A 13054-nucleotide genomic window follows, 5' to 3' on the forward strand; every position below is an offset into this window, starting at 1 on the left:
TCGCGAACGGGGGAGAGTCCACCGTTCGAAGAAGCTTCGTGCAATAGGGCATGAAGGAAGAGAAAGATCCGCATATGGACAAAATCGTTGAAGAGTTCGAGCTCTACGGTAAGACCTACCGCCTCGAAACGGGCGAGCTGGCCAAGCAGGCCACCGGCGCCGTGCTCGTAACCCAAGGCGACACCACGGTGCTCGTCACCGCCGTGGTTTCAAAGGAAGAACGCGACTACGACTTCTTCCCTCTGACCGTCGACTTCATGGAGAAGATGTACGCCGTGGGCCGTATCCCCGGCGGCTATCTGAAGCGCGAGGGCAAGGCAAGCGAAAAGGGCACCCTCACGGCCCGCATGATCGACCGTCCCATCCGCCCGGGCTTCCCCGACGGCTTCAAGAACGAGGTGCAGATCGTCGCGACCACCTTCGTGGTCGACGGCGAAAACGCCCCCGACTGCATCAGCGTGAACGGCGCTTCGGCGGCCCTTCTCGCAGGCGGGGCGCCCTTCGACGGCCCGGTGGCCTGCGTGCGCATCGGTCGCAACACCGAAACGGGCGACTTCATCGTCAATCCCACCTACGAAGAGCTCGAAGGCTCCGATCTCAACCTCACGATCGCCGGTACCGAGCACTACATCAGCATGGTCGAAGCGGGCGCCGAAGAGATCAGCGAGGTCGACATGCTCGCGGCAATGAACTTCGGCCAGGAGGCCATCGCCCAGTTCTGCCAGGCGCAGCAGCGTTTCCTCGACAAGGTCAACCCGCAGCCGCTCGAATACAAGCTGCATGAGGCCGACCCGAGCATCGCCGAGCGCGTGAACGCTCACTACGACGAGATGTCGGCCGCCCTGAAGGACGCCGACAAGCAGTCGCGCATCGCCAAGGTCGAAGCCCTCAAGGAATCGATAAAGCAGAACGACTTCACCGAAGAAGAGCGCGCGGCGTGGGCCAGCGACTTGGCAGCCGCTTGCAAGGCGCTCGAAAAGCACGCCATGCGCATGATGATCGTCGACACCAACGAGCGCGTCGACGGCCGCGGCCCCAAGGACATCCGCCCGCTCTACATCAAGCCCGGCTATTTGCCGCGCGTCCACGGTTCCGGCCTCTTCCAGCGCGGTCAGACCCAGGCCCTGTCGGTGTGCACCTTGGGCACCCTGCGCGAAGGCCAGCGTCTCGACACGATCGACCCGCAAGAGGGCAAGCGCTATATGCACCAGTACAACTTCCCGCCCTTCTGCACCGGCGAGACCGGCCGCATCGGCGCCCCCAAGCGCCGCGAGGTGGGGCATGGCGCCCTCGCCGAACGCGCCCTTTTGCCCGTGCTGCCCAGCGAAGACGATTTCCCCTACGCCATCCGCGTCGTATCTGAAATCCTCGAGTCCAACGGCTCGAGCTCCATGGCTTCCACCTGCGGCTCGACCCTTGCGCTCATGGACGCCGGCGTGCCAATCAAGGCCCCTGTTTCGGGCATCGCCATGGGCCTCATCCAGGAAGGCGACAAGCACGTCATCCTTTCCGACATCCAGGGCCTCGAAGACTTCCTGGGCGACATGGACTTCAAGGTAACGGGCACCGCCAAGGGCATCACCGCCCTCCAGATGGACAACAAGGCCAAGGGCCTGTCCACCGAAATCCTCGGTGCCGCCCTGCAGCAGGCCAAGGAAGGTCGCGCCTTCATCCTCGACGCCATGCTCCAGGAAATCCCCGAACCCCGCGCCGAGCTGCGCGAGACGGCGCCCCGCATCGAGACGATCAAGATTCCCGTCGACAAGATCCGCGACGTCATCGGCACCGGCGGCAAGGTCATCCGCAGCCTGCAGGAAGAGACGGGTGCGACGATCGAAGTCGAGGAAGACGGCACCGTGCATATCGCCGCCGTCGAGGGCCCCGCTGGCGAAGCCGCCAAGAAGGCCATTCTCGGCATCGTCAAAGAACCCGAGGTGGGCGAGGTCTACATCGGCACCGTTGTCGGCATCAAAGACTTCGGCGCTTTCGTCAAGCTCACCCCGAGCAAGGACGGCTTGCTCCATATCAGCCGCATGGCCAACGGCCGCGTCGGCAAGGTGGAAGACGTCCTCAACATCGGTGACCGCGTAAAGGTGCAGGTCATCGAAGTGGGCGAGAACGGCAAGATCAGCCTCGACCGCATCGACAAGCCCGATGCGCCCGAAGGCTCCTTCCAGCCGCGCGAGCACCGCGAGCGTCGTGACGACCGCGGCCGCGAACGCCGCTTCGACCGCCCGCGCGGAGACCGCGGCGGCCATGGCCGCGACGACCGCGGCGACCGTAACCGCAACGACCGTGGCCCGGGCCGTCATCCCGGCGATCGCGGGGGACGCGGCGGCTCCGACCATCGCCGTCCGCGCAACCACCGCTACGACGACTAGTCGCAGATAAGAAGGGCGGGACGTAGGGTCCCGCCCTTTTCTCTTGGTTGCAGCCTCACCGAGGCGCAACCGTTTATCACAAGGAGGTACATATGATCAAGGTAGCAGTGAGCGGGTGCTGCGGGCGCATGGGGTCCGCTGTCGTCAACGCCGTCCAATCCGCCGACGATATGGAACTCGTGTGCGGCATCGACCCCTTCCGCAAAGAGGCCGATTTCCCCATCTACCCTTCGGTCGCCGAAGCGCTTGACGCCGCATCATTCGACGTCATGGTCGACTTCACCCAACCTGCGGTCGTAGAGGCCAACCTGCGTGCCGCCCTGCCCGCCGGCGTCGATTGCGTCGTAGGCACCACGGGTCTTTCCCAAGAAAAGCTCGAAGAGCTCGCCGGGCGCGCGCCCGCCGGCACCGCCATCTTCTACGCGCCCAACTTCACAACGGGCGCCGTCCTCATGATGCAGTTCGCCAAAGCTGCCGCCCCGTACTTCCCGGAAGCAGAGGTCATCGAATTCCATCATGCCCGCAAAAAGGATGCCCCGAGCGGTACGGCCGTCAATACCGCCCGCATGATTTCCGCCGCGCGTGGCTTCGAAAGCTCCGCTCCGGGCAAGGAAACCGAGCTTCCCGGTGCCGAAGGCGCACGCGGCGCCCTCGTCGACGGGGTCCCCGTACACTCGGTGCGCAGCATGGGTTTCGTCGCCAAGCAGGAGGTCATCTTCGGGTCGATGGGGCAGACCCTCACGATCACGCATGATTCCTGGGATCGCGAAAGCTATATGCCGGGCGTCCTCTTGGGCATCCGCAGCGTAGGCGAGCGCGAGGGGCTCATCGTGGGCCTCGAAAACTTCATGTAAGAAGGCCCCGCACCGCAACGCCCCTTGCCAGCCGGCAGGGGCGTTGCGCATCTGCGCTTCAAACAGGACCAGAGGGGCGATGCCCCGCGCCCTTGCGAAGGTTTCAAGAACTTCGTCTTTCGAGGGCAGCCTACGTGCGATACTAAGGACATATGTCTGACCAGGTGAACGCAACCAAAGGAGACAGCATGTCATCTACCAACCCGCGCTTCGGCCGCCTTATTCCCGCCATGGTCACCCCCATGGACGACAAGCTCGACGTCGACGTCGAGCGCTGCAAGAAGCTGGCGCGCAAGCTGGTAGATGACGGGTGCGATTCCGTTCTCGTGTTCGGCACGACCGGCGAGGGCCCTACGGTTCATTTCGACAAGAAGCTCGAGGTGTGGAAAGCCGTGGTCGAAGAGCTCGGCGGCGACGCGCCGGTAATCGCCAACGTGGGCACCAACTGCACCGCCGACACGATCGAAGCGGCGCGCGCGTCCAAGGAAACGGGCGTCGATGGCCTGCTCGTCGTGGTCCCCTTCTACAACAAACCCCCTCAAGAGGGCCTCTACGCGCATTTCAAAGCCGTTGCCGACGCCGTTGACCTGCCGATCCTCATCTACAACATTCCGGGTCGCACCGGGAAGAACATGGAAGCAGCGACCACCCTGCGCCTGGCGCACGACTGCCCCAACATCACGGGCATCAAAGAGGCTTCCGGCGACCTGAGTCAGATTCAAGCGGTCATCGAAGGCGCCCCTGCGGGCTTCGACGTCTATTCGGGCGACGACGCCCTTACCTACGACGTCATGAAGCTCGGCGGCGTAGGCGTCATCTCGACGACCGCCAACGTGGCCCCATCCGCCTTCAAGCGTATCGTCGACCTGTGCGCCGCAGGCAACTGGGACGAAGCCGCCAAGGCCAACGAAGAGCTGCTGCCCCTCATGCACCAGCTCTTCACCACCGCCAACCCCATTCTCATCAAAGAGGCGCTCAACCTCGCCGGCTTTCCCGTCGGCGGTCTGCGCCTGCCGCTCCTAGCGGCAACGGAAGAAGAATCCCGCGACTTGGCGCAGGTCATGCGCGCCGTGGGGATTCTACAGTAACGAAGGACGTATATGGAAAAACAGAATAGCGAGTCTTCGCAGGCTCCCCGCCGGCCCAAGCAATCTCAGTCGTTCAAGCACGTAGAACTCGATACCGAACGGCCCAAGCTCACGCCCGAAGACAATGCGCCCAAAAAGAAGTCCCGTCGCCGCGGGAGCCGTGGTCACGGCGGCCAAAAGGTTCTGCCCGCCGAAAAGGACGCCAAGGCGACGCTCAAGGTCATTCCCCTGGGCGGCCTTGACGCCATCGGAAAGAACATGACCGTTTTCGAATGCAACGGCGACCTCGTGCTCGACGACGCGGGCCTCATGTTCCCCGACGACGACCATCCGGGCATCGACTTGATCCTGCCCGACTACACCTATGTGCTCGAGAACTGCGACAAGCTGCGGGGCATCGTGATCACCCACGGCCACGAAGACCATACGGGCAGCTTGCCCTACCTTCTGAAGGACCTCGACATGCAAGTGCCCATCTACGGCACGAAGATGACCTTGGGCCTCATCGAGGGCAAGCTCGCCGAACATAAGATCAAGAATGCCAAGCTCGTCGAGATCCAGCCGGGCCAGCGCATCAAGATGGGGTGCTTCACCTGCGACTTCTTCGCGGTAAACCACTCGATTCCCGGCTCTGTGGGCGTCTTCTTCCAGACCCCTGCCGGCAACGTGCTCCATACGGGAGACTTCAAGCTCGACCAGACCCCGATCGACGGCGTCACGACCGACTTCGGCGCCCTCGCGCGCTTCAGCAAAGTCGGCGTCGACCTCATGATGAGCGATTCCACCAACGCCACGGTGCCCGCCTTCACGCCGAGCGAGGCGACGGTGGGTGTCACCCTGCGGGAAGTGATCGGCCAGGCCAAGGGGCGCGTCATCGTTGCGAGCTTTGCCAGCCACATCCACCGCATGCAGCAGATCTGCGATGCCGCCGTGGCCGCCGGCCGCAAGGTGGTCGTCACCGGCCGCTCCATGGTGCAGAACACCGACATCGCGCGCCGCTTGGGCTACCTGCACATCAGCGACAACGACATCGTCGACGCCTACGATCTCAAGGGGCTGCCACCCGAAAAGGTCGTCGTCATGTGCACCGGCTCCCAAGGCGAGCCCCTTTCGGCCTTGGCCCGCATCGCGGCAGGGGAGCACAAGACGATTTCCATCGACCCGGGCGACACGGTCATCATCTCGGCCACGCCCGTCCCCGGCAACGAGAAAGCCGTCACCCGCGTCATCAACCTGCTTGCCAAGGTAGGCGCCGACGTCTGGGACAAGCGTCGCGCGCGCGTGCACGTGTCGGGCCACGCCGGACAGGAAGAGCTCAAGATCATGCTCTCCATCGTCAAGCCCAAAGCCTTCATGCCCGTGCACGGCGAAGCCACGCACCTGCGCGCCCATGCCGAACTGGCCCAGCAGGTGGGCGTCGACCCGCGCAACATCTTCCTGCTCGAAAACGGCGAATGCCTGGAAGTGAGCCAGAAGGGCGTGCGCTACGGCGATCCGGTGCAGAGCGGGGTTGTCTACGTCGACGGCCTTTCGGTTGGCGACACGAGCGAAGACGTCCTGCAGGAACGCAGCGTCCTCGTCGAGCAGGGCATTGCGGCCGTCGCCTGCGCGGTTGATACCGCCACCCGCCATGTGGTTGGCGACGTCCAGGTCGAAATGCGCGGCATCACGGGCGGCGACGACGACTACCTGGCCCGCGACGCCCAGCGCACGGTGCAGCGCTCGCTCGAAAAGGCCCTCTCAGACCAGAAGAAAAAGCGCCGCGACTGGGAAAAGTCCGCGCGCCAATCCCTCCAGTCGCTTTTGTGGGACCGCATCAAGCAGCGCCCGATGGTCATCGTGAACCTTATCGAGATCTAAGCGCGTCCCCCATACCGACCAATCTTCAACGGCTGCCGCTCGTCGGCAGCCGTGCCCGTTTAGACGCAACGCGAAGGAGCTGATCGTGGCCCGGGCCACCAAAAAGACATCCACCGCAGGAAAACGCAAGGCCGCCCCCGCGCGGCAGCAGCGGGCGGCCTCTGCCCGCCCTCGTCAGGCTGCGCCCGCTCAAGGGCCCGCAGAGCCCCTGCTCGACGAACGGTCGCGTCGCGACATCGCCGGCGTCGTCTGCGCCGTCGCCGCCTTGGCCCTCTTTATCGTCGCCGCCATGCCCGAGGCGGGCATCGTCACCAAATGGCTCTCGGCCGCCCTCCATATCGGTTTCGGCATCGGAGCCTACATCCTTCCCGTGGTCTTGGCCCTCGTAGCCGTAAGCCTGTTCGCCTCCCGCATAGGCGAGCGGCTCTCGACCCGTGTGGCGGTAGGCCTCCTGCTGCTCTTCTTCTCGATTCTCGTCCTGCTCGCGCTCTTCTCTCCCAATGTGGAATCGGGCAACCTTTCGGCTCTCTTCATCGAGGAGAACCTCCGCTCGCAGGGAGGCTACATAGGCGCCTTGGTGGCCTGGGTCCTGCTCACCCTCTTCGGGCAGGTCGTGAGCGCGGTCATCATGGGCGGCGTCGTCATCATCGCGCTCATCGTCATCGGCTTTTCCGTCAACGGCCTCGTCGAAAAGATTCAATCCAAGCGCGCCGCATTCTCTACCGCCCGCGCCAAGGAAGAAACCGACCTCTCGGCCGCTCCTGCCGCACCCTATGCCGCCAAGCAGGCCACCAAACGTCGCCGTCCGGTGAAGACGACCCGCATGGGTTCCGCTCTCGACCCCCTGCCGACAAGCGAAGCCGCCACCCAGCAGATTCCTCTCGACGACCCGCACGCCAGCCAGGTGCTCGACCCGGCCCCCGCGCGCAGCCGCCGAACGGCTGCGGCCAGTGCCCCCGTGCCCGCAGCCACCCAATCGCTCACGCGCAAGCTGGGCTCCAAGCGGGCCCAGGAGCTCTCCCATCAGAAGGCCGCCCGCGCGAGCAAGCGCAAAGTCGTTCCCCAGGGCGCCGTGCCGCATCCTTCCGAAGGCTTCGTCTTGCCCGACCCGTCGATCCTCAGGCATTCAGACCAACAGGCCAACGATAAGGAAACCGAAGAGACCCTGCGTGAAACGGCGGCCCTCCTCCAAGACACCCTTTCAGATTTCGGCGTCGACGCCAAGGTCGTCGGCTGGGCGGCCGGCCCTACGGTCACCCTCTTCAAGGTGTCCCTGCCCAGCGGTGTGCGCGTAAGCCGCGTGACCAACCTCACCGACGACATCGCGCTTGCCATGGCCTCTCAGGGCGTGCGCATCTTCTCGCCGATTCCCGGCACCAACTACGTGGGCATCGAAGTGCCCAACGTGCACCGCCGCACCGTCCTCTTGGGCGACGTGCTGCCCGCAGCGGGGAAGGGTCCGCTCGAGGTGGCCATCGGCGAAGACGTCGAGGGCCATCCCATCGTTTCCGACCTTGCCCGCATGCCCCACCTGCTCATCGGCGGTACTACCGGTTCCGGTAAGTCGGTGTCGATCAACGGCATGATCATGTCGATCCTCATGCGCGCCACGCCCGCCGAGGTGCGCTTCATCATGATCGACCCCAAGCGCGTCGAATTCACCCCCTATAACGGCATTCCCCACCTCTACGTGCCCGTGGTCACCGAATGCAAGGAAGCTGCAAGCGCCCTTTCCTGGGCCGTCGCCGAAATGGAGCGCCGCCTCAAGGTGTTCGCCAAGGTCGGCGCCCGCAACATCGGCCAATACAACGCCAAAGCCCAGAAGGGGATGATGATCGGCGACGAGGAAGCCGCCGAGCTGCCCTACATCGTGATCGTGATCGACGAGCTCGCCGACCTCATGATGAACGTCGGCAAGGAAGTCGAGATGAGCATCAGCCGCTTGGCGCAGCTCGCCCGCGCGGCCGGCATCCATATGATCGTGGCCACGCAACGCCCGTCGACCAACGTCGTGACGGGCCTCATCAAGGCTAACATCACCAACCGCATCGCCCTTTCGGTGGCAAGCGGCATCGACTCCCGCGTTATCCTCGACACCACGGGCGCCGAAAACCTTATCGGCAACGGCGACATGCTCGTTTCGAAACCCGAGTACCCGCGCCCCCAGCGCTTCCAAGGCTGCTACGTGTCCGACGAGGAGATCAACTCTGTGGTCGAGCACCTCAAGGCGCAGGGCGAACCGGAATACCATCAGGAGATACTGAAAACCAACGTCATCAGCTTGGGCGACACCGAACCCGACGGGTCGGGCGGACGCGCGGGCGGGGGAGACGACCCCCTTTTGTGGGAAGCCGCAGAAATCGTGGTGAACACGGGACTCGGCTCCACCTCGAACATCCAGCGACGCCTGAAAGTTGGCTATTCGAGGGCCGGGCGTATAATGGACATGCTCGAAGAGAAGGGCGTCGTCGGCCCCCCGAACGGCAGCAAGCCGCGCGAGGTTTTGGTCAACGACACCGTAGAACTTGAAACGATCCGCGCCTTCGCGGAAAACGACGAAGACTAACCGGGAGAACCATACATGGGCGAAATCAGCTTCGGAGAGATACTGCGCCAAACGCGCGAGCGAAAGGGTCTCGACCTGAACGCGACGGCGCGCAGGCTGCGCATCCGCCCCGACATCCTCCGCGCCATCGAAGACAGCAACTTCGCCGCCATGCCGCCGCGCGGCTACACGCGCAACATGGTCAACGGCTACGCGCGCTACCTGGGCCTCAACCCCACCGAAATCACCGGCATGTACATCGAGGAACTCTACGCCTACCAGTCGGGCATCTCGCGCTCGCGCCGGCGCAGCTCGGGTATCGACATGTCGGCCGCCGATGAGGCGGGCCGCTCCCACCGGGCATCGCGCCATGATGCGCCCGCGCCGCGTCCTCGCGCCGAACGCTCGCGCGATGCGCACCGGTCCCGCGGGGGAGCGCCCGTCGACGAACTTTCGAGCATGAAGAGCTCCCGGGGCGTACGCGGCCACACTGGTCGCGTCTACCCTGACAGCAAGACCCAGCGCTCTTCGGGGTCGCTCTTGCCGCGGTTGAACGAAGGAACCGGCTACGCCAACCCCGGCGACGGCTGGCGCTCGAAGCTGCCCTTCATCATCGCAGCCGCCGTTGTGCTCGTGATCGTCATCATCGTCTGCTCCTTCATCTTTTCGGGGACGGGAAAATCCAACGAAGACCAGGTGGCCAACATGCCCGTCACCGGCCTCGACGACTCCTCGTCCAGCTCAGACGCTTCGGGCGACGACTCCTCGTCGTCCACCTCGTCATCGTCAAGCGACGTGGCCCCCACCGAAGCGACCTTCGAGTACGCCGTCGCAGACGGGGCAAAGCCGTATATCGAAATCTACGTCGACGGCACCACCGAAGTCGCCAAAGATCTGACCGGGCCTACGAGCGGCAGCTACACCTTCACCGACAAGGTGAAGTTCGTCTGCGCCGACGCCGACGGGGTCACCGTCAAGATCAACGGGGAAGAGCAGGAGCTCAAGACCAACAAGAAGGGCATCGTCAACAACACCTACACCTTCAGCGACGTCCTCAACGCCTGGAACGAAGCCCACGGCATCGCCACCTCCTCGTCGTCGAGCAGCGACAGCTCCGCAGCAAGCTCCGAGGCCAGCTCCTCATCCAGTTCCAAGAGCTCGTCCGCCTCGAGCTCCTCGTCTTCCAAGTCGAGCAAGTCGACTTCAAGTTCCTCGAGCTCAAAGTCGAGCACGTCGTCCTCTTCGAACGATTAATGCACACCCACATGACCCGCCCAGCGGCCTCGCCTGCACACACGGCAGGCGAGGCCCTTGCATGAGAAAGGACCACACATGGCCAAAGAATCAAGCTTCGACATCGTTTCGACCGTGGATATGCAGGAGGTCGACAACGCCTACGGACAGGCGAAGAAGGAGCTCGCCCAACGCTACGACCTCAAAGACTCCGGCTCGTCGATCCAACTCGACAAGCAAGCGAAAACCGTTACCGTCAACGCCCCGAGCGACTTCGTCGCCGGCCAGGTCTCCGATATCCTCACGAGTAAGCTCGCCAAACGCGGCATCGATCTGGCAGCCCTTTCTTGGGGCAAGCCCGAAGCGGCGTCGGGCGGGACGGTACGGCGTCTTGCCCGCATCGTCGAAGGCATCGACCGCGACACGGCCGGCAAGATCAACAAGGACATCAAAGCCCAGAAGTTCAAGGCGAAGGTGCAGATAGAGGGGGACAAGCTCCGCGTGTCGAGCGCCTCGCGCGACACCCTGCAGGAAGTCATCGCCTTCGTGAAATCAAAGGATTACGGCCAGCCCCTCCAATTCACCAACTACCGATAGGCGGCCCAGCGTGACCAACAAGCTTCAACCCCACGACTCCACAGCGCCCGTTTCCGTTTCCATCGTGACGATGGGCTGCGCCAAAAACGAGGTCGATTCGCTCCACATGGGCGAAGCCCTCGGGAGCGCCGGCTACGCCCTCATCGACGACGCCGCAAAGGCCGATTGCATCATCGTCAACACGTGCTCGTTCATTCAATCGGCCACCGAAGAAAGCCTGCAGGCCATCTTCGAGGCCTTCGATTTGCCCCAAGTGAAAGAAGGGGAGGGCAAGGTCGTCGTGGCCGGCTGCATGCCGGCGCGCTACGGCGACGACTTGACCGCCGCCCTCGACGAAGCCCAGACGTTCGTACCCTGCAGCAAGGAAGACGATATCGTCGCCGTCCTCGACGCCCTCTTCCCGCATCGCGGCCTTGCCGTGAGCGCCCCTGAGACGGCGCCGCTCTACAGTGCCTACGTCAAGATCTCGGACGGCTGCGACCGCTTCTGCAGCTACTGCACGATTCCCTACATCCGCGGGCGCTACCACAGCTTCACGCTCGACGAGATCGAAGGGGAGCTGCAAGCCTGCCTGGACCGCGGAGCACGCGAGATCGTCCTCATCGCCCAGGATACGGGTCGTTGGGGCACCGATTTCGATACCCCCTCGAGCCTTGCCGCCCTCATGGCCACCCTCGCAGAAGCCCATCCCGACACGTGGTTCCGCGTCATGTACCTGCAGCCCGAAGGCGTCACAGACGAGCTGCTTCGCACCATGGCCTCTCACGACAACATCTGCCCCTATCTCGACATCCCCTTCCAGCACGTCAACGAGCGCATCCTTGCCGCCATGAATCGAAAGGGCTCGCGCGCGGCCTACGAGACCCTTATCGGCCACGTACGCGCCCTCGTTCCCGGCATCACCCTGCGCACGACCTTCATCGCCGGCTTCCCCACCGAAACCGAAGACGAGTTCCAAGAGGTCTGCGACTTCATTGAAGAAGCCGACCTTGACTACATCGGCGTCTTCCCCTATTCGCAGGAAGAGGGGACGGTGGCCGGCCGCATGGACGGCCAGGTCGACGAGGACACCAAAGAGGAACGCGCCCGCGAACTGCGCGCCATCGCCGATTCTATTTCGCGCGTGCGGGTGGCCGACCGGATCGGAACGCGCCAGGACGTGCTCGTGCTGGGCAGGGAAGAGGACGGCCAGCTCTACGGCCGTGCCATGTGCCAGGCCCCCGATGTCGACGGCGTCACCTTCGTGCACGAGGGCGCGCCCGGCGACATCGTCACCGTCACTATCACCGATACCCTTCTCTATGAAATGGAAGGCGAATAGCCCATGCCCCAAGAGCAGAGTGCTCCTGCACAGCTGTGGACCCCGGCCAACAAGGTCACCCTGCTGCGCATCTTGCTCATTCCGGTCTTCGTCGTCGCCATCGTCTCCCCTTGGCCCGATTGGTTCCCCCAGTGGCCTGAAGCCGAGATTTGGAAGCCGTGGGTCGCGGCCTTGGTCTTCGTGGCTATTGCGGCAACCGACTTCATCGACGGCCATTTGGCCCGCAGCCGCAACGAAGTCACCGATCTGGGCAAGTTCATGGACCCGCTTGCCGACAAGATCCTCGTTGCGGCGGCCCTGCTCGCCCTCGTCGAGCTGGGTCCTCTGCCTTCATGGGTGGCGCTCGTCATCTTGGCGCGCGAGTTCATCGTGTCGGGCATTCGCATGGTGGCGGCCAGTAAGAACGTCGTCATCGCCGCCAGCTGGTACGGCAAGGTGAAAACGGTCTTGCAGATGTGCGCCATCGTCCTGTTCACCGTGAAGGACAGCTGGCTTGTGGCCAGTTGGGGACACGAAGCCTTCATCGCCTTCTACCTCTTCAGCTGGCTGGTCATGATCGCTGCCCTCGTGATGACGGTCATCTCGATGCTCGACTACTTCGCCAAAGCCAAGCACCTTCTCGGGTTCGGCGACGAAGACTCCGCCGGCAATGCCGCAAGCGCCTCCGCTCCCCACGATCCCGCGTCGCGCATCGAGGAGCTTGCCCGCCGCGTCGTGCGCGATGCAACCGCACACGACCTTACCGTGGGTACGGCAGAGAGCTGCACGGGCGGGATGATCGCCGCCGCCCTCACAGACGTTCCCGGCTCTTCGGCCGTGCTCAACGGCGGCATCGTGTCCTATACCAACCCCGTCAAGCACCGCCAACTCGGGGTCGCCAAGGAAACGCTTGACACCCATGGAGCCGTGAGCAGAGAGACGGCCTGCGAAATGGCCCGTGGCGCCCAAGCCGCCCTTCAGACGGACCTGGCCGTATCGGTTACCGGTATCGCGGGGCCGGGGGGAGCGGAGCCGGGCAAGCCCGTGGGCACCGTCTGGATTGGAATCGCCTCTGCTGATTCGGTCGACGCGCGCGTCTTCCATTTCAAAGGCAATCGGGCTGCCGTGCGCGCCCAGACCGTTGAAGAGGCTCTCACCGCCGTCGAGGCGGCGATAGAAGAGCGCGCTCGCTAGGA

The 13054-nt window shown here is 64.0% G+C and carries 9 protein-coding genes; all 9 read left to right on the forward strand.

Annotation, left to right across the window (positions count from 1 at the left end; translation table 11 throughout):
- Positions 1 to 74: 74 nt before the first annotated feature.
- Positions 75 to 2381, forward strand: a complete 2307-nt coding sequence (locus tag BN3270_RS06425; RefSeq protein ID WP_058986823.1) for a polyribonucleotide nucleotidyltransferase — start codon at positions 75 to 77, stop codon at positions 2379 to 2381.
- A 92-nt stretch (positions 2382 to 2473) separates the two neighbouring features.
- Positions 2474 to 3235: a 4-hydroxy-tetrahydrodipicolinate reductase gene (gene dapB / locus BN3270_RS06430; protein ID WP_058986316.1), complete on the forward strand. Its 762-nt coding sequence runs from the start codon at positions 2474 to 2476 to the stop codon at positions 3233 to 3235.
- Positions 3236 to 3423: 188 nt separating this feature from the next.
- Entirely contained in the window at positions 3424 to 4323 is a 900-nt protein-coding gene (gene dapA / locus BN3270_RS06435; RefSeq protein ID WP_058986317.1) for a 4-hydroxy-tetrahydrodipicolinate synthase, read from the forward strand.
- A gap of 12 nt (positions 4324 to 4335) precedes the next feature.
- Entirely contained in the window at positions 4336 to 6183 is a 1848-nt protein-coding gene (locus tag BN3270_RS06440) for a ribonuclease J (RefSeq protein WP_082673402.1), read from the forward strand.
- An 85-nt stretch (positions 6184 to 6268) separates the two neighbouring features.
- On the forward strand, positions 6269 to 8749 hold the full coding sequence (locus tag BN3270_RS06445) for an FtsK/SpoIIIE family DNA translocase (protein ID WP_082673403.1): 2481 nt from the start codon (positions 6269 to 6271) through the stop codon (positions 8747 to 8749).
- Positions 8750 to 8764: 15 nt separating this feature from the next.
- Entirely contained in the window at positions 8765 to 9982 is a 1218-nt protein-coding gene (locus BN3270_RS06450) for a helix-turn-helix domain-containing protein (protein WP_058986319.1), read from the forward strand.
- 78 nt (positions 9983 to 10060) lie between these two features.
- Complete coding sequence (locus BN3270_RS06455; RefSeq protein ID WP_058986320.1) at positions 10061 to 10558, forward strand: YajQ family cyclic di-GMP-binding protein; 498 nt, start codon at positions 10061 to 10063, stop codon at positions 10556 to 10558.
- 10 nt (positions 10559 to 10568) lie between these two features.
- Positions 10569 to 11879: a 30S ribosomal protein S12 methylthiotransferase RimO gene (gene rimO / locus BN3270_RS06460; protein ID WP_058986321.1), complete on the forward strand. Its 1311-nt coding sequence runs from the start codon at positions 10569 to 10571 to the stop codon at positions 11877 to 11879.
- 3 nt (positions 11880 to 11882) lie between these two features.
- Positions 11883 to 13052 carry a CDP-diacylglycerol--glycerol-3-phosphate 3-phosphatidyltransferase gene (pgsA, locus tag BN3270_RS06465; RefSeq protein WP_058986322.1) on the forward strand — a complete coding sequence of 390 codons (1170 nt, stop codon included), beginning with the start codon at positions 11883 to 11885 and terminating at the stop codon, positions 13050 to 13052.
- Positions 13053 to 13054: the final 2 nt, after the last annotated feature.

Origin of the sequence: Hugonella massiliensis (assembly GCA_001486445.1) — a bacterium.
GTDB classification, from domain to species: Bacteria; Actinomycetota; Coriobacteriia; order Coriobacteriales; family Eggerthellaceae; genus Hugonella; species Hugonella massiliensis.

What these genes read in the sequence shown, in the direction of transcription:
- pgsA (WP_058986322.1), top strand. Translation starts at nt 11,883, where the DNA reads ATGCCCCAAGAGCAGAGTGCTCCTGCACAGCTGTGGACCCCGGCCAAC.
- BN3270_RS06425 (WP_058986823.1), top strand. Translation starts at nt 75, where the DNA reads ATGGACAAAATCGTTGAAGAGTTCGAGCTCTACGGTAAGACCTACCGC.
- dapA (WP_058986317.1), top strand. Translation starts at nt 3,424, where the DNA reads ATGTCATCTACCAACCCGCGCTTCGGCCGCCTTATTCCCGCCATGGTC.
- BN3270_RS06455 (WP_058986320.1), top strand. Translation starts at nt 10,061, where the DNA reads ATGGCCAAAGAATCAAGCTTCGACATCGTTTCGACCGTGGATATGCAG.
- BN3270_RS06440 (WP_082673402.1), top strand. Translation starts at nt 4,336, where the DNA reads ATGGAAAAACAGAATAGCGAGTCTTCGCAGGCTCCCCGCCGGCCCAAG.
- BN3270_RS06450 (WP_058986319.1), top strand. Translation starts at nt 8,765, where the DNA reads ATGGGCGAAATCAGCTTCGGAGAGATACTGCGCCAAACGCGCGAGCGA.
- dapB (WP_058986316.1), top strand. Translation starts at nt 2,474, where the DNA reads ATGATCAAGGTAGCAGTGAGCGGGTGCTGCGGGCGCATGGGGTCCGCT.